Here is a 16,703-nt window from a genome sequence, read left to right as displayed (position 1 = left end):
TGTTCCTAAACAACCCTCACCGAGGGCCTGCCCTCATCTTTATCATAGCTTACACAGCACACATCGAGTAGACGGCCGTGAGCCATAGGCCCACGGTGCGCCTCTCACACCACCGTACGTACGGGTCTCGTATACGGCGGTTCATTGAATCTCAGGCTTTGATTTAGAGTAATAGTCCAGCATACTTAGATAACCTTTTCTTCTCAGTCTAGAGAGCGTAATTGTTGTTCCGAGTATGGGACTTTGGGCCACAGCCCATCCTCCTTTTCTGGTCCTGCTCCATGCGTAAGCATGGTCATGATCCACTCCAAGTCTGATTAGGTTTTTACGTTTTCGCTCGGGTTTCTTCCAGTCGTGCCAAATACAATATCTGAGTCGGTTCCTCAGCCACTCGTCGAGTTGTTTGAGCTTGGCCTGAATACTGGCCAGTCGGTAATTGTTTACCCATCCCATCCATACCTCATTGAGTTTTTGAAGCCTTTCCTCAAAACTGTATGGCAGGGTTTTCTTGGTGATCCATTTGAGCTTACGTTTCAGGTTTACCCAGCTTTGCTTCTTCACTATCAGTTGGTATTTGCCCTTTTCCCCTTTTTTGTAGGTTGGCACGAAGCCATGACCTAGCAGCTCAAAGTCAGAGGGTCTTCGGATTCCGCTTTTCTCCTTGTTGATAGGCAAATCCAGTTTGTTCTTCAGAAACAGATAGACTTCATTGCCTACTTTTTGGGCGGATGCTTTGGACTTAGTATAGATACTGAAGTCATCGGCATAGCGCACGAATTTCAACCCTTTACTTTTGAGGTACTTGTCCAGTTCGTCCAATAATATATTGGACAGCAATGGACTCAGGGGACTTCCCTGTGGCATACCCTTTCGGCGTTTGTGCAGTTTTCCATTGATCTGGATTGGTGCTCTCAGCCATTTTCGGATCAGCCACAAAGTTGTGGGACATTTTACCCTATTGTAGATTAACTGAAGCAGTTTGTAGTGTTGTACCTCATCAAAGAAACCTTTCAGGTCAATGTCCACAATGTCCTGATAGCCATCATTGATGTTTTTCAGGGCTTGTGTTACTGCTCCGTGAAGGTTCTTTCCGGGTCGAAAACCGTGGCTCTCCTCTTCGAAAGTTAATTCGAATCGGGTGGCTAATTGCTGGCTAACTGCCTGTTGAAGCCATCTATCCACTACGCATGGGACTCCGAGTAATCTGGTTTTTCCGTTACTCTTTGGGATTTCAACCCCTCTGATAGCTTTAGGTACGTACCTCCTTTTCAGGATGTCGGTTAATACAGCTGTCCTGCCTTGGTCGATAAACGACTTCAATTCGGTCACCTGCATACCGTCCACTCCCGATGAGCCTTTATTACCCACTACTTGACGGTAGGCTTTATAAAGGTTTTTGGATTGAAGTACTCTTTCTATCATTACTTTGTTCTCCTTGTCCGCTTAAGAATAGGCTATCTCGCATGTGCGGGATTCCTATCCGAATTAGGACGCGATTCAATGTTCAGTCCTTCGTTATTCAGTGAGACCTCTGCAGTATTTACAGCTCGTTTCCGATAACTACTATGACCTCGGCTGACTTCTCTTGGACATTCCAGACGTCCAGAGACCTCCCTCGGTAAGATGAATATCCTTGTGTCTATCGCTGCTCTATCTACTATTTTGGCTTATCTCTGTTTCCAGAGCTTAGGACTTCGGCATGATGTGCTACCTCATCCAGCCTCATAGCCTCAGTATAGAGTTCCTTTTCGTCAGTACAGACACCGCAGTCTGGCTTACTTCAGTGCATACCTCACGGTAAACCACCTTGCCACTTGCTTGGCTTCGGGTAACGACTCCCGCGCTTAAGGGACTTTCACCCGTTGGAACGACCATCTTTTTGGTCTATATTCACCATTCAAGGCACACACATTGTGTATGAGCAATAGCGGGTTTAGTGCTATTTTGAAACGTAAATCTATAAATCAAAGGTCGGTGCTATCTGACAGTTTAGTGGCTTAAAATCCGCTACTGCTCATACACGAGACCGTTGTAGGCAATTTTCAAAAGAAGGTATGTACCACAATGCCCCACCTATTGGCAGGATTAATTGAATAAATATGTCATAATGACGGTTATTTTTTAGGTTTTATCCTTATTTAGGACAAAATGTCATTCAATTCTTATTGGTACATCAGTTGTAAGTCGTAAAAGTGTTTTGATGTTCATTTATGTTTAACCTTAAATATTTACAACTATGGCAATTGTAAAGTATGATTCAAACCGTGCATTCCCTGCTTTTAGCAGCTTGTTCGATGACTTCTTCAATACCGAATTCGGTAATTGGAGACATAACAACTTTTCAGCTACCAACACTACACTTCCTGCCGTAAACATCAAGGAAGACAATGATGGCTTCTTGGTTGAAATGGCAGCACCAGGTATGGAAAAAGCCGATTTCAAAATTAATTTGGAAAATAATGTACTAACTATTTCTTCTGAAAAGCAAGAAGAGCAAAAAGAAGAACAAGATAAGTACACTCGTAGAGAATTTGCTTATCGTGCTTTCCAACGTTCTTTCACCTTGCCTGATAGTGCAGATAGTGAAAAAATCGAAGCCAAGTACGAAAACGGTGTGTTGCAAGTGAATATTCCTAAGAAAGAGGAAGCGAAACCGCAACCACCTAAGCTAATTGAAATTTCATAATCAATTTTACTTCGATGGGTGGTGTACAACCGCCACCCTTCTCTACTTTAGTGTTGAACCTTTAAACAACTTATTCTTATGGACTTAGTTAAATGGACAAAAAATATAAAACCAAAATTCCCCAAGGTTGTGGAGAATTTCTTTGGTAAGATTATGGGTCAAGGTAGTGCTGAACACGAAGAAGTGGCGACCTTACCTTCGGTAAACATCAGTGATGAAAACAAGGCTTTTGAAGTGGCAGTAGCTGTTCCCGGACTTGACAAAAAAGATATTAAAGTTGAAGTTCAAGACGGGTACCTAAAAATTTCATCGGAAAAACAGTACGAAAAAGAGGAAAAAGATAAGAACTGGATGCGTAGAGAATTTGGCTATGCCAGTTTCCAGCGAGTTTTTCAACTTCCGCAGGGTGCTGACCCTGAGCAAGTACAGGCAAAAATGGAAAACGGAGTGTTGAATATCCGTTTGGGCAAAAAGGCGGGTTACGAAAAATTGACCAGAGCCATTGAGGTGAAGTAAAACACTCTATTTGTTTGATGTTGAACCATAAAAAAAGGAGGTAACTATGGATAAATTAGCACTTGGCTTATCAGCTATCACCCTAATTTATGGCTGTCTTCTTTATTTGAGTTTCAACTTCCGAGAGGTGATGAATTGGTTGGGTAAGCGCAGCTTGAGTACAATTCCTGTGAGAGAAAAAGCGACCGTTAAACGGGTGTCAAACCAGACTGATGCAGCTTACAAAGCATCAGACCGAATGGCAGCCTAGGTAAAAGTGGGAGTAGTAGCCTTTAGGCTCTCTCCCCTGCTTTTCATTTTAACTTATGTTTCACTTTTAAATCGAAAAGACTATGAAAGACTATGGAATTTCTGCATTGGTAGCCTTAGTCGTTTCTTTTGGGGTGTTCTTTGCTGTTCCTCAATTTACTGACTTTGGCAAAAGTGTTAAAATAGAACACGTTTCGGGCACCCCTGCTCAAGGTGCGCTTTATACTGCCGATGAAAACGGCAATATGATACCGGTAGATTTTACACAATTGGCAGAGAAAGCAATGGATGCTGTGGTACATATTAAATCAACCCAAATACAGCAATATACCAATAGCAATAATTCTTACCAGTACCGTGAACTGCCCGACCCATTTAAAGAGTTTTTCGGTGGGGATGATTTTTTTGAGCAATTCTTTGGTCCACGCAGATATTACCAAACTCCACAACCGAGAGAGCCACAGGCAAGGGTAGGTACTGGTTCAGGCGTAATTATCAATAGTGAAGGCTATATTGTTACTAACAACCACGTAATTGCCAATGCTGACGATATTGAAGTTACGCTTCACGATAACCGCACCTTCAAGGCTAATGTGGTAGGTACTGACCCTTCCACAGACCTTGCCTTGCTTCAAATAAAAGCCAGCGGATTAAGTACCTTGCCGTTGGTCAATTCTGATGATGTGAAAGTAGGAGAGTGGGTACTTGCTGTGGGTAACCCCTTTAACCTTAACTCTACCGTAACAGCGGGCATTGTTAGTGCAAAATCACGTAATATCAATATTTTACGGGAGCAGTTTGCCGTAGAATCGTTTATTCAAACCGATGCGGCTATCAACCCGGGTAATAGCGGAGGTGCTTTGATTAACCTGAGTGGAGGATTGATTGGCATCAATACTGCTATTGCCAGTCCAACAGGTGCTTATGCGGGTTATGGCTTTGCTGTGCCTTCCAACATCGTAAACAAAGTAGTAGAAGACTTTTTAAAGTACGGAATGGTACAACGTGGTTTCTTAGGGATTACTATTCGTGGGGTAGATGCTACGTTAATAAAAGAGAAAGAGTTGGAGGTAGAAACTGGTGTATATGTAGACAGTTTGGGTCAAAATAGTGCCGCCAAAGAAGCAGGCATTAAAGAGGGCGATGTAATTGTGGAAATTGACGGTAAGAAAGTAAATACTACCTCTGAACTACAAGAAGTGGTGGCAAGCCATCGACCTGGCGATAAATTAGAGGTAAAAGTGAACCGCAAGGGGAAAGAAGTGGTGAGTCAGGTAGTGTTACGCAATCGTGAAGGTGAAACGGACTTCCTCGACAAAGCCCGAACCACTATATTTAATAATTTAGGCGCACAATTTGAAGATCTGGACAAGAAAACCGCCAAAAAACTCAACATTGACGGAGGAGTAAAAGTAAGTAAGCTTTTTGCTGGCAAGCTCAAACGCAATACAGCCATCAAAGAAGGTTTTATCATCACTAAAATAGATGGTCGGGTCATCAAGTCGGTCGATGATTTGGAAACAGCACTAAAGGATAAGAAAGGCGGTGTACTGATTGAAGGAGTTTATGAAGATTTTCCAGGTACCCACTATTATGCACTTGGGTTATAAAAAAAGCCTACAGTCGAGTAGGTAAAGGGGAATTCCACCCCTAAACCTCTCACAGAACCGTACGTGAACCTCTCGATTCATACGGCTCTTATTATGCAGTCGGTTTATAGTCTATCAAGTTAGACTAACTTGTATCCCAGTTCCCAATGGTAGAACAGGTTTGGATAAGAGACCGTAACTTGTCTAAGCCATTTCACTGCTTTGACCTTGCTTCCTTTAAAGCTCTTGTACTTGTTCAGAATCCACCTGATCAATCGATGGTGCAGATAATAGAACACCGGTTTTAGACTTCTTCGGCTTATCTTCCCATAGTATTGAACCCACCCTCGTATCTTTGGATTTAGCAATATGGCCAGATCCTGAATACCCCTTTGGGTTTTGTTATGGAAATTGAGCTTTCGGAGTTCTCCGTTGATGCGCACTTTGGACTTTCGGCTCATCTTACAATCAAATTGCAGAAAGCTTCCCCATTTCTTAATCTGTTTCTCATGGGCTGAAAACTAAAGCCCAGAAAGTCAAACTGTACAGGGTAATCATTCAGATTTCTGCCTTCCTTCTTACAGTAAACAATTTTCGTCTTTTCGGGATGGGCTCTCAAGCCGCATTTTTCTAAACGATCCTTCAAATCTGTAAGTGTTCTGACAGCTTCCTGATAGCTACTGCAATGGATAATAAGGTCATCAGCATACCGAACCATGATTACGGATGGATGGAATTTCTCCAGCCATTTATCAACACAATAATGCATGTAAAGATTGGCAAGAAGCGGGCTGATTACCCCTCCCTGAGGAGTACCTTTTCCCGTGGATACTTTGACCGCACCATCCTCAAGTATGACTGGTGCTTCCAGCCACCTTTTGATGTACAGCAATACCCATTTCTCTGAAACGTGTCTTTCCAAAGCTTTCAACAAAAGCTCATGGTTCACATTTTCGAAGAACTCCTGTATATCCAAATCTATAACCCAGCTGTATCGACGTACATTCTGTTGTACGCTTTGGATTGCTGTGTGCGCATTTTTGTTCGGGCGGTATCCGTAGGAATTGTCCACAAATACTGATTCCAGCCTTGGTTCTAGGTACGTCTTTACTACCTGTTGGGCAATCCTGTCGCTTACAGTGGGAATTCCCAAAGGACGGGTCTTACCCCCTGCCTTGGGTATTGTTACCCGCTTTATCGCTGGTGCAAAGTAACTTCCAGAAGCCAGTCTGTTCCAGAGTTTGTACAGTTCTTTGGAACGTACCCTGTCAAATTCCGACAGGCTCTGCTGGTCAATCCCTGCACTACCTCCATTACTTTTTACCTTCTTGTAGGATTCCCAAACCATCTCTTTGGTAATTGGTACCGACTTTGTCTGTTCTTTAAAAATCATCCTTAACTAGTTAAGTTGTTCTTAAATTAAAACTGCATAATTGAAGCCCTTCGCTCCGCTCCCATTACAGGAGTTTCATCACTACTACGACTTCATCCGTCACCTATATACTCATCAGTAATCAACTCACAGGTATTGCCTGCTTGTGTTTTCCTTTTGGCATAGCATATAGGCTTCCTGCGATTCCACAATAAAGCCTGAATAGAAGTCATGCCCCCTTTATGACGGTTGCCGTATAGACAGTAAATTAGGCACCTTCTATACTTATCTCCGGCCTCTCGATATAAACCGGATTTTGACAACGACTGGTCTTTTCGTCACTTCATCGGAAGGTTCGCTTTCGCTCATCTCTTCTATCCTTACCTGACCATTTAAACAGCCTTTTCTTCTATCGCTTCACACATCATTGTTACCGCAGATGCATCATAGAAGTGGTTTGGTGAGTGTTCCTAAACAACCCTCACCGAGGGGCCTGCCCTCATCTTTATCATAGCTTACACAGCACACGTCGAGTAGGTAAAGGGGAATTCCACCCCTAAACCTCTCACAGAACCGTACGTGAACCTCTCGATTCATACGGCTCTTATTATGCAGTCGGTTTATAGTCTATCAAGTTAGACTAACTTGTATCCTAGTTCCCAATGGTAGAACAGGTTTGGATAAGAGACCGTAACTTGTCTAAGCCATTTCACTGCTTTGACCTTGCTTCCTTTAAAGCTCTTGTACTTGTTCAGAATCCACCTGATCAATCGATGGTGCAGATAATAGAACACCGGTTTTAGACTTCTTCGGCTTATCTTCCCATAGTATTGAACCCACCCTCGTATCTTTGGATTTAGCAATATGGCCAGATCCTGAATACCCCTTTGGGTTTTGTTATGGAAATTGAGCTTTCGGAGTTCTCCGTTGATGCGCACTTTGGACTTTCGGCTCATCTTACAATCAAATTGCAGAAAGCTTCCCCCATTTCTTAATCTGTTTCTCATGGGCTGAAAACTAAAGCCCAGAAAGTCAAACTGTACAGGGTAATCATTCAGATTTCTGCCTTCCTTCTTACAGTAAACAATTTTCGTCTTTTCGGGATGGGCTCTCAAGCCGCATTTTTCTAAACGATCCTTCAAATCTGTAAGTGTTCTGACAGCTTCCTGATAGCTACTGCAATGGATAATAAGGTCATCAGCATACCGAACCATGATTACGGATGGATGGAATTTCTCCAGCCATTTATCAACACAATAATGCATGTAAAGATTGGCAAGAAGCGGGCTGATTACCCCTCCCTGAGGAGTACCTTTCCCGTGGATACTTTGACCGCACCATCCTCAAGTATGACTGGTGCTTCCAGCCACCTTTTGATGTACAGCAATACCCATTTCTCTGAAACGTGTCTTTCCAAAGCTTTCAACAAAAGCTCATGGTTCACATTTTCGAAGAACTCCTGTATATCCAAATCTATAACCCAGCTGTATCGACGTACATTCTGTTGTACGCTTTGGATTGCTGTGTGCGCATTTTTGTTCGGGCGGTATCCGTAGGAATTGTCCACAAATACTGATTCCAGCCTTGGTTCTAGGTACGTCTTTACTACCTGTTGGGCAATCCTGTCGCTTACAGTGGGAATTCCCAAAGGACGGGTCTTACCCCCTGCCTTGGGTATTGTTACCCGCTTTATCGCTGGTGCAAAGTAACTTCCAGAAGCCAGTCTGTTCCAGAGTTTGTACAGTTCTTTGGAACGTACCCTGTCAAATTCCGACAGGCTCTGCTGGTCAATCCCTGCACTACCTCCATTACTTTTTTACATTCTTGTATGATTCCCAAACCATCTCTTTGGTAATTGGTACCGACTTTGTCTGTTCTTTAAAAATCATCCTTAACTAGTTAAGTTGTTCTTAAATTAAAACTGCATAATTGAAGCCCTTCGCTCCGCTCCCATTACAGGAGTTTCATCACTACTACGACTTCATCCGTCACCTATATACTCATCAGTAATCAACTCACAGGTATTGCCTGCTTGTGTTTTCCTTTTGGCATAGCATATAGGCTTCCTGCGATTCCACAATAAAGCCTGAATAGAAGTCATGCCCCCTTTATGACGGTTGCCGTATAGACAGTAAATTAGGCACCTTCTATACTTATCTCCGGCCTCTCGATATAAACCGGATTTTGACAACGACTGGTCTTTTCGTCACTTCATCGGAAGGTTCGCTTTCGCTCATCTCTTCTATCCTTACCTGACCATTTAAACAGCCTTTTCTTCTATCGCTTCACACATCATTGTTACCGCAGATGCATCATAGAAGTGGTTTGGTGAGTGTTCCTAAACAACCCTCACCGAGGGGCCTGCCCTCATCTTTATCATAGCTTACACAGCACACATCGAGTAGACGGCCTCGCCAACCGCTAAGTTGACGAGGTGCGCCTACGCCACGGCGCACAGATCTCACACCACCTATCCCGAATGCTTTCGGGAGGTCTCCCCGAATCTAGTTCGGGGCAGGCTGAATACGCGGCGGTTCATTGGATCTCAGGCTTTGATTTAGAGTAATAGTCCAGCATACTTAGATAACCTTTTCTTCTCAGTCTAGAGAGTGTAATTGTTATTACCAATATGGGACTTTGATCCGCCGCGACGGACCATCCTCCTTTTCTGCCTCCCCTGCACTCTGGCTCCTTGACTATAAATGTCCTAGGGGACATTTTCTTAACGCTCGGCCCTGATTAAGGGTAGGCTATTCCGTGCCGATAGCTATCGGCACGGGATTCCTATCCGAATTAGGACGCGATTCACAAACACCATAAAAAAACAAACAATACGTGAGTAATTTCCCAACGCTCGCCAAGGATGTTGAAAAGAATTTGAATTAAATCGACACAAATCAAAAATCTTTTTCCAATTTTGACACATTATGTCAATAGAATTTATGTCAACAGAGACAATAGGCGAAAAGCTAAGACACATTCGAGAAGAAAAGGAACTTCCATTGCGGAAAGTAGCTGCATTGCTCGACATTGATGTAGCTATTTTAAGCAAAATGGAGCGTGGAGAACGGAAAATCACAAAAGAAGTAGTTCTTAAACTTGCCGACATATACAATTATGACGCAGACGACCTTTTGGTTTTGTTCCTAAGCGACAAGATCTTATATGAAATTCAAGACGAAGATTTAGGAATAGAAGCCCTGAAAGTAGCAGAGGAAAGAGCCAAATATATTAAAGCGAATAAGAAGAAATGACAATAAAATCAAATAAAGCATTTAACGATTTACCTCTTCTTCCACCAAAGGAATCTTTGGTAGAAACCATTGCAATCCTAAAACAGGAAAGCAAATCTGCTGTGGCATTAGCTGAATTAAAAGGTCTTACAAACACATTGCCCAATCCAAATATACTTATCAATGCTGTGATTTTAAAAGAAGCACAAGCGAGTTCCGGAATTGAAAATGTAATCACAACTCAAGACAAACTTTACCAAGCTTTATATGCCAAGTCGACTAAACCTGACGGAGCAACCAAAGAGGTTTTACGATATAGAGAAGCGCTTCTAATGGGCACACGCCTAATCAAAGAAAAGGGTTTCCTTAATACAAACGGAATAATTGCTATACAGAAAGAATTGGAAGAAAATAATGCTGGCCTTAGAAAACTTCCAGGAACGGCATTAATCAACGATTTGACCAATGAAGTAATTTATACTCCACCTGATAATTTTGATACGATTAGTAATTTGATGAAAAATTGTGAAGAATATCTGAATAATGACGCAGATGATATTTCACCTTTAATCAAGCTAGCCATTCAACATTATCAATTTGAAAGTATCCACCCTTTTTATGATGGTAACGGCAGAACTGGTAGAATCATCAATGTTTTGTTTTTGATTTTGAAAGGTTTATTGAACGAACCTGTTCTTTACTTGAGTTCATATATCATTCAAAACAAAGGAGATTACTACCGATTATTACAGGAAGTTCGGACTAAGAATAATTGGGAGGATTGGATTCTGTATATGCTCAAAGGCATAGAACAGACAGCTCAAAGCACAATTGAACAAATTAACAAAATCAAGCACTTATTCAGCGAAACTCAAAAATTGGTACAAGATAAATTACCAAGGATTTATTCAAAAGATCTGATAGAGCAGCTATACATCCATCCCTACTGCAAGATTGAGTTTTTAGTAAACAACTTGGGTATCGAAAGAAAAGCTGCATCAAGATACTTAAGCAGTTTAGAAGAATTAGGAGTTTTGAAATCACAACAAAAAGGTAAAGAAGTCATTTACATCAATACCAAGCTTTATAATTTACTCAAGAAGAGATAGAAAAACGTGTACCAAGTTGTCTCATTAACAATAAACGTGTACTATATATTTCTATTTTGGTACACGAAAATAAAACGTGAGACATTTTGGGACATAAAAAATAATAATGCAAAAACATCAAGACAACATCAATCTTTTTCGCTCCCTCTTCAAAGGACGTGAAGATGTGTTTGCTGTTCGTTGGGAGAAAGGAAACAAATCGGGTTATATGCCAGCCTATTTTTATGACCCATATCGTTTAAGGGCACATAAAATGAATGGTGGAACTTTTCAGAATTTTACCGAAAAGTCTTATCTGAAACTAACAGATGAACAAATCCAAAAGCATTTGGAAGGTTTTCACCATATTGGAATTTATCCCTTACTACAAGACAATACCACTTGGTTTTTAGCAGCTGATTTTGATAAATCGAATTGGCAAAATGAAGCTGTTACTTTTTTGAATGCTTGTAAAGAAAAAGAAATCCCAGCCTACTTGGAGCGTTCCCGTTCGGGAAACGGTGGACTGCACAGGTTTCACACCACCTATCCCGAAAGCTTTCGGGAGTTCTTCCCGATAAAATCGGGACAGGCTGAATACGGCGGTTCACTGAATCTCAGGCTTTGATTTAGAATAATAGTCCAGCATACTTAAATAACCTTTTCTTCTCAGTTTAGAGAGTGTGATTGTTATTACCAGTATAGGACTTTGATCCGCCGCGACGGACCATCCACCTTTTCTGTCTCCCCTACGGCCAGCCCCTCAGCTAAAAACTTCCACAAAGCAATCAACTTCGACTAGTTCTTCATTCCCTAGCTTGATTCATTAATCATTCCCTACAAAATTAGCCCTACCGAAAAATCTTCGATTCACGAAGTTGTTGAGATTAGAACCAAAGCGGTAATTAAAGCCAAATCTGGAATCCACGGTGTATGCTGAAGGCAGGGTTACCCTCCCACTCAATATATCCTGCTCGGTAAAATCTCCCGATGCCAGGTAAATCTGATCCTTTACGTAGTTGCCTTCTACCCTCATAAAGAAAGAAAAATTCCCTGTAACACGGACTTCTGCGCTGATATTCATTCCGGTAGACCAAGAGCTGAAATCATCCAGATAATTTCTCAGTCGATATCCTATTTCCAGGTTACCCCAACGTTGATTGAGCCCCAGACTGGCCCTCAAACTATGAAGAACCCTAGTCTCATCAAGAACACCGGAAATCGTTTCTTCGACATAGCTATTTCTCCTGACTTCGACTCCATAGTTCACTCTTAGAAATCTGGAATTCTGCACAGCTTCAGGGAAAAAATTGTACTCGACGGCTGGCCTAAAGCTGGTCTGGAACTGATAATTAAAGCGGGTGTTCTGACGACCTGCAATATCATATCCATAAGACCACTGGGGTGAAATAGCCTTCACAAGCTGATGGCTAAAGCCAAACTCTGATACATCAAAATTATTCTGAACTTGATCGATAATCTGATTACCACTTTCATCTAAAACTGGATTACCATTGGCATCCACTCTTGGCACTTTTTGAATCGTTCTTCTTAGCCTTTCATCTATTCGCCCGGATAGGGAGATTTTCCATTTATCCGTAATCCGATTAATATTGATATCTCCACCAATATTAATTTGTCTACTCAATTCCTCCAATTCAATGTTAGCATTACTCCCGACATTAAAAACCCAATAATTCCAGGGATCTACGCTTTCCTCCTCTTCATCTACAAAATTGGCAGGGTCAGTCTTCATATTAATTTCGATCCCCTCTCCGGCTTTGGTTTTTGCAACATATGGAGCCAAACCTAATTTAATAAACCGGGTGAGTCTTTCCCTCACTTCAAAGTCTGTATCTGTCTGTTTGGTGTTTACGTAGAGGGTGTCTCTCCTTCCCGCATGAATGTTTTGTTGACCTATAAACAAAAGTTGATATTGCCTTCCTCCACCTCCAGACCTGTTATTGTTAATCAGCAGAAAGACATCAGCTATTTGATTATCCCTATAAAAATCAACCGCTGTAATTTCCGTTCTGATAAAATCCATATCACAGCCTCCATCCCAGCGTTCACAGCCATCGATAAATACTCTAAGTCTATTGGGAATTTTATTATTATCGACGAGCGTTTGACTAATTGAAGCCGTAGTCAAAGAGAAGAAGCTCAGGGTCAATAACAGTAATACTTTTTTCATTTAATCAGGTTTAGTTCACATTGACCGTATGGTTTCGGTCATAAATTAATTCCAATCATCATCGCTCCCTGTTTTACTAATAATGCTTGAAAAGGAGTAATCTTTTTTCCCGAAGGACTTGATAATATCCTTTTCTTTAATCGGATATTTTTCATCCTTTTTTATGCAATTAAACTAGTAAAAGGATGTGAAAGGCATACAAACTTTGGGTGAGAGTATGTTCTTGGAATAATTCAAATGTATAGACAAAGTACTCCCCTAAAAAGGAATAAAAGCATCAGTGGTTTCTTTGGGCATTCGAGCGGTAGTGTTTAATAATCTGCCCAACCAAATCTACCAGCTTAATTAAAAAAGGAAGCATCGCTACATAATTTCGAGTACATAGAGTTTATAAAAATATAAGTTATTTCAATTTTCAGCTTGATTATATGGTCCGTTGTCAGATCATTGAAAACTGAAATCGAAAGGTGATTTGTAATCAAAACCCAACGGATAATCGACAGGGCTTTTTCTGTAATTTAGGATGCTTTGACATTTGAAAATTAAGTGAGCTTGGCTGATTATATTTTATATTAGAATCAAAAGACCTAAACTCAAAGATCGCTGGTAAGCGGTCATTTGATTTGGTTGCATCTATTCAAAAAACAATATAACCCCTTGTCACCCATGAAAATCAGCACTTTCCTCACATTCGTTGGAGATAATTGCGGTAAGGCTACAGAAGCAATCAATTTCTATACGGCTATTTTTCCGAATTCGGAAGTAAAAAGAATAGTGAATTATGCTGAAGGCGAACCAGGCGGAACACCAGGCTTGATCAAGTTTGGAGTTTTCACTCTTAATGGCACAGAATACCTAGTTTCCGAAAGTAATTACAAACACAATTGGTCATTTACTCCCGGAGTATCCATATTTATTTCTTGCGAATTGGAAGATCAAATTGAAATCTTATTCGAAAAACTATCCGGCGAAGGAGGTCAAGTCATGGTTCCGCTCGACAATTATGCAGGAGATGGGGATTATGGCTTTGGAGAAAAATTCGGTTGGTGCGTGGATAAATATGGGGTTTCTTGGCAATTGGTTTTGTTAAGATAAATATCTTAGAATAAACATATCCACCACATTTTTTTACAATTTTTATCTATATTAGACAGTGATTTTATAAAGCTTCTTTTTCACCTATCACATTCTCAAAACTATTTTTTTCAACGTAAAATCAGCTTTTTAAGCATCTGAAGTTGAATTTGAATGAAAATATTTGTCAATCCTGTACAAAAATCATTTTAACATGAGAAATATATCCGATTTAGAAATTCTCAGTAGAACTTTTGAAGATTTATCAGCGGGAATAGGAATATTCAAAGTTAATGATTTGAATGACCTAAAAAGCATTCAGTATGTTTTTATGAACAAGGTTCTTTTATATGAAATGAGAAAAGAACGTGATGAGGTTATTGGAAAAAAAATTATAGAGGTAGCTCCTGAGGCATTTAATCATGAGGGAGGACTACTTGTCATGGAGACCTACCGAAAAGTTGCAGCAGAAGGCGGAAGCATTAATTTGGGATTGGTCGAATATTCTAACCACATGGTGGCAGGAACTTACGAATGCTCTGTTCACCATATTATAGACAACTATGTTTACGTAAAGCTGAGAAACGTAACAGAATTAGAACAAACAAAAAATGAACTAGAGCTAAAAAACAAAGAACTGTCGCAATTTGCTTACATAGTCTCCCATGATTTGAAAGAACCTTTAAATACTATTTGCTCCTTGATTCAATTAATTGAAAAACAAAATACTGGAAAACTTGATACAGAAACAGCTCAAATGCTAGGCTTTATTTCAAGCACAACTAACCGAATGAGGAGCCTGATAACAGGTTTATTGGATTATAGTGGTATAGGGCAGGGAAAAGAAGTAATTGAAATAGACTGCCAAAAACTAGTCGAAATTATTCAGCAGGATTTAGCCTCAAAAATAAAAGAAAACAATGCTATCATCGAGGTAGGGAAGTTACCGAAAATCCTAGGCTATGAAACAGAGCTTCGATTACTTTTTCAGAATTTAATCAGCAATGCCATCAAATTTAGTAAGCCTAATTTTCCTCCTCGAATAAAAATAAGTGCCAAAAAACAAGATGGATGGACCTTTTTTATCCAAGATGATGGAATTGGCGTAGCCAAGGAATATCAAAGTAAAATATTTGGAGTATTTGAACGCTTACACACCCAAAGTGAGTATGAGGGAACAGGCATTGGCCTTGCTCATTGCAAGAAAATTATAGATCTACATAAAGGTAAAATTTGGGTAACTTCTAAACCTGGAGAAGGAAGCACTTTCTGTTTTTCAATACCCACCCGACTTGATCAAAAATCTTGATTTTTGTTTTGATAATTCAAGTTAGAGCTATGGCTTTATCCCAAAGATTTACGCTAAGGGAAAGATTTTATTAATTTAATCTTATGACAATTATTTTGATTCCAAATCTTAAAACTCCTGCATTAGATTTTTCCAGATATCGCATATAAACCTCTCAGATTTATTTTATTTGCTTTTCCCACTATCCAAAAACATAATTACTGTCATTGAATGACTGCAAAAGACATACTAGGAAACCCGGATTTCCTCGCAATATCCTATGGAGGGTATAGAAAGAACTCCAGAAGCATTCAGCCTACCGTAACTCAGCTGAAAGAAGATTTACTCATTCTTCATGCTATGGGCATACGCCTTCTGAGAACTTACAATGTACACTTACCTCATGCTTCAAATGTGCTCAAAGCCATTTCTGAACTGAATCAGGAGAAACAAGGCTTTGAAATGTATGTTATGTTGGGAGCATGGATCGATTGCAAAAATGCCTGGACGGATAAGCAACCTGATCATTTTCAGGAAAGCGAACGAAATCAGGTTGAAATTGCCAAAAGCGTAGAGCTGGCAAATGAATACCCGGATATCGTCAAAATCATTGCAGTAGGCAATGAAGCCATGGTCAAATGGGCCGAATCTTATTATGTACAGCCGGAGGTAATCTTGAAATGGGTCAATCACCTACAAAACCTGAAGAATAAACAGCAAATCTCATCGGAGCTTTGGATCACCTCCTCTGACGATTTTTCCTCTTGGGGTGGTGGAGATCCACTTTACCATACTGCTGCGCTCAATCAGCTGATTCAGGAAGTGGATTTTGTTTCCATGCACACTTACCCCATGCACAATACCCACTATCATCCAATATTTTGGGGAATCAGTCCCTCGGAGAAAAAGCTCCCTAAAAAAGAAAAGCTGGAAAAAGCCATGCAAAGAGCACGAGACTTTGCTATAGGGCAATATCAGCAAGTGAAGGCTTATGTGGAAAAAATTGCCCCTGGAAAACCCGTACACATAGGAGAAACCGGTTGGGCCAGCAGTTCGGATGGATTTTATGGATTGGAAGGATCCCGAGCATGCGATGAGTACAAAGAAATGCTTTACTACCAGGAAATGAGAAACTGGACCAATAGCCAAGGGATTTCCTGTTTCTATTTTGAAGCCTTTGACGAACCTTGGAAAGATTCAGGAAACCCTCAAGGATCTGAAAATCACTTTGGCCTGATCACCGTGGACGGGAAGGTCAAAGCTGCGCTTTGGGATCAGTTTGAAGCAGGAGTTTTCCTGGGTTTAACCCGTGATGGGAAACCGCTCAAACAGACCAAAAAAGGGAATATTGAATTAGCTCTCAGAGCTGCCATGATCCCTCCCCCAAACGAGCACTTGTAACCCAAGCCTATTC

16 protein-coding genes are annotated in these 16,703 nt (G+C 40.7%); 10 read left to right on the top strand and 6 right to left on the bottom strand.

The features are described from left to right. Positions 1–141: 141 nt before the first annotated feature. Positions 142–1,422: a group II intron reverse transcriptase/maturase gene (ltrA, locus tag GYM62_RS01290; RefSeq protein WP_219957260.1), complete on the bottom strand. Its 1,281-nt coding sequence runs from the start codon at positions 1,420–1,422 to the stop codon at positions 142–144. An 814-nt stretch (positions 1,423–2,236) separates the two neighbouring features. On the opposite strand from ltrA (GYM62_RS01290), the gene GYM62_RS01285 reads away from it, so the two are divergent. The 4 genes from GYM62_RS01285 to GYM62_RS01270 all read left to right on the top strand — a co-directional run bounded on the left by GYM62_RS01285 (position 2,237) and on the right by GYM62_RS01270 (position 5,061). Continuing rightward, entirely contained in the window at positions 2,237–2,686 is a 450-nt protein-coding gene (locus GYM62_RS01285) for an Hsp20/alpha crystallin family protein (protein ID WP_130274511.1), read from the top strand. A gap of 129 nt (positions 2,687–2,815) precedes the next feature. Beyond that, the gene (locus GYM62_RS01280) at positions 2,816–3,202 is read left to right on the top strand and encodes an Hsp20/alpha crystallin family protein (protein ID WP_219957997.1); all 387 of its coding nucleotides are present in this window, start codon (positions 2,816–2,818) and stop codon (positions 3,200–3,202) included. 46 nt (positions 3,203–3,248) lie between these two features. After that, the gene (locus GYM62_RS01275; RefSeq protein WP_219957996.1) at positions 3,249–3,452 is read left to right on the top strand and encodes a hypothetical protein; all 204 of its coding nucleotides are present in this window, start codon (positions 3,249–3,251) and stop codon (positions 3,450–3,452) included. Positions 3,453–3,534: 82 nt separating this feature from the next. Beyond that, a complete protein-coding gene (locus GYM62_RS01270; RefSeq protein WP_219957995.1) occupies positions 3,535–5,061 on the top strand; it encodes a Do family serine endopeptidase in 1,527 nt (508 codons plus the stop codon). 119 nt (positions 5,062–5,180) lie between these two features. On the opposite strand, the gene GYM62_RS20935 is transcribed toward GYM62_RS01270, so the two are convergent. The 4 genes from GYM62_RS20935 to GYM62_RS20925 all read right to left on the bottom strand — a co-directional run bounded on the left by GYM62_RS20935 (position 5,181) and on the right by GYM62_RS20925 (position 8,060). After that, positions 5,181–5,501, bottom strand: a complete 321-nt coding sequence (locus GYM62_RS20935; protein WP_255590341.1) for a group II intron maturase-specific domain-containing protein — start codon at positions 5,499–5,501, stop codon at positions 5,181–5,183. Continuing rightward, entirely contained in the window at positions 5,498–6,433 is a 936-nt protein-coding gene (gene ltrA, locus GYM62_RS01265; protein WP_255590342.1) for a group II intron reverse transcriptase/maturase, read from the bottom strand. The genes GYM62_RS20935 and ltrA (GYM62_RS01265) overlap by 4 nt, the downstream gene beginning before the upstream one ends. 614 nt (positions 6,434–7,047) lie before the next feature. Next, a complete protein-coding gene (locus GYM62_RS20930) occupies positions 7,048–7,677 on the bottom strand; it encodes a group II intron maturase-specific domain-containing protein (protein ID WP_255590476.1) in 630 nt (209 codons plus the stop codon). A gap of 26 nt (positions 7,678–7,703) precedes the next feature. Further along, entirely contained in the window at positions 7,704–8,060 is a 357-nt protein-coding gene (locus GYM62_RS20925; RefSeq protein ID WP_255590475.1) for a reverse transcriptase domain-containing protein, read from the bottom strand. 1,294 nt (positions 8,061–9,354) lie between these two features. Between GYM62_RS20925 and GYM62_RS01255 the strand changes: the two genes are divergently transcribed. The 3 genes from GYM62_RS01255 to GYM62_RS01245 all read left to right on the top strand — a co-directional run bounded on the left by GYM62_RS01255 (position 9,355) and on the right by GYM62_RS01245 (position 11,361). Next, a complete protein-coding gene (locus GYM62_RS01255; protein ID WP_219957994.1) occupies positions 9,355–9,666 on the top strand; it encodes a helix-turn-helix domain-containing protein in 312 nt (103 codons plus the stop codon). Beyond that, complete coding sequence (locus GYM62_RS01250; protein ID WP_219957993.1) at positions 9,663–10,754, top strand: Fic family protein; 1,092 nt, start codon at positions 9,663–9,665, stop codon at positions 10,752–10,754. The genes GYM62_RS01255 and GYM62_RS01250 overlap by 4 nt, the downstream gene beginning before the upstream one ends. A 106-nt stretch (positions 10,755–10,860) precedes the next feature. Then, a complete protein-coding gene (locus GYM62_RS01245; protein ID WP_219957992.1) occupies positions 10,861–11,361 on the top strand; it encodes a hypothetical protein in 501 nt (166 codons plus the stop codon). A 198-nt stretch (positions 11,362–11,559) separates the two neighbouring features. On the opposite strand, the gene GYM62_RS01240 is transcribed toward GYM62_RS01245, so the two are convergent. Next, positions 11,560–12,927: a hypothetical protein gene (locus GYM62_RS01240; protein WP_219957991.1), complete on the bottom strand. Its 1,368-nt coding sequence runs from the start codon at positions 12,925–12,927 to the stop codon at positions 11,560–11,562. A 666-nt stretch (positions 12,928–13,593) separates the two neighbouring features. On the opposite strand from GYM62_RS01240, the gene GYM62_RS01235 reads away from it, so the two are divergent. The 3 genes from GYM62_RS01235 (at position 13,594) to GYM62_RS01225 (ending at position 16,690) form a co-directional block, all read left to right on the top strand. Then, a complete protein-coding gene (locus GYM62_RS01235) occupies positions 13,594–14,022 on the top strand; it encodes a VOC family protein (RefSeq protein WP_219957990.1) in 429 nt (142 codons plus the stop codon). A 193-nt stretch (positions 14,023–14,215) separates the two neighbouring features. Further along, positions 14,216–15,310 carry an ATP-binding protein gene (locus tag GYM62_RS01230; protein WP_219957989.1) on the top strand — a complete coding sequence of 365 codons (1,095 nt, stop codon included), beginning with the start codon at positions 14,216–14,218 and terminating at the stop codon, positions 15,308–15,310. Between the two features lie 210 nt (positions 15,311–15,520). Then, complete coding sequence (locus tag GYM62_RS01225) at positions 15,521–16,690, top strand: glycosyl hydrolase family 17 (protein ID WP_144606447.1); 1,170 nt, start codon at positions 15,521–15,523, stop codon at positions 16,688–16,690. The last annotated feature ends 13 nt before the right edge of the window (positions 16,691–16,703 follow it).

Origin of the sequence: Algoriphagus sp. NBT04N3 (genome assembly GCF_019443765.1) — a bacterium.
Classification (GTDB): domain Bacteria; phylum Bacteroidota; class Bacteroidia; order Cytophagales; family Cyclobacteriaceae; genus Algoriphagus; species Algoriphagus ornithinivorans.
The sequence above is the reverse complement of the archived record's forward strand: the minus strand, read 5'-3'. Positions and strand labels throughout refer to the sequence as shown.

Coding starts and splice junctions, on each gene's coding strand:
- ltrA (WP_219957260.1), bottom strand. CDS start 1,422: ATGATAGAAAGAGTACTTCAATCCAAAAACCTTTATAAAGCCTACCGT.
- GYM62_RS01285 (WP_130274511.1), top strand. CDS start 2,237: ATGGCAATTGTAAAGTATGATTCAAACCGTGCATTCCCTGCTTTTAGC.
- GYM62_RS01275 (WP_219957996.1), top strand. CDS start 3,249: ATGGATAAATTAGCACTTGGCTTATCAGCTATCACCCTAATTTATGGC.
- GYM62_RS01270 (WP_219957995.1), top strand. CDS start 3,535: ATGAAAGACTATGGAATTTCTGCATTGGTAGCCTTAGTCGTTTCTTTT.
- GYM62_RS20935 (WP_255590341.1), bottom strand. CDS start 5,501: ATGAGCCGAAAGTCCAAAGTGCGCATCAACGGAGAACTCCGAAAGCTC.
- ltrA (WP_255590342.1), bottom strand. CDS start 6,433: ATGATTTTTAAAGAACAGACAAAGTCGGTACCAATTACCAAAGAGATG.
- GYM62_RS20930 (WP_255590476.1), bottom strand. CDS start 7,677: ATGCATTATTGTGTTGATAAATGGCTGGAGAAATTCCATCCATCCGTA.
- GYM62_RS01255 (WP_219957994.1), top strand. CDS start 9,355: ATGTCAACAGAGACAATAGGCGAAAAGCTAAGACACATTCGAGAAGAA.
- GYM62_RS01250 (WP_219957993.1), top strand. CDS start 9,663: ATGACAATAAAATCAAATAAAGCATTTAACGATTTACCTCTTCTTCCA.
- GYM62_RS01245 (WP_219957992.1), top strand. CDS start 10,861: ATGCAAAAACATCAAGACAACATCAATCTTTTTCGCTCCCTCTTCAAA.
- GYM62_RS01240 (WP_219957991.1), bottom strand. CDS start 12,927: ATGAAAAAAGTATTACTGTTATTGACCCTGAGCTTCTTCTCTTTGACT.
- GYM62_RS01235 (WP_219957990.1), top strand. CDS start 13,594: ATGAAAATCAGCACTTTCCTCACATTCGTTGGAGATAATTGCGGTAAG.
- GYM62_RS01230 (WP_219957989.1), top strand. CDS start 14,216: ATGAGAAATATATCCGATTTAGAAATTCTCAGTAGAACTTTTGAAGAT.
- GYM62_RS01225 (WP_144606447.1), top strand. CDS start 15,521: ATGACTGCAAAAGACATACTAGGAAACCCGGATTTCCTCGCAATATCC.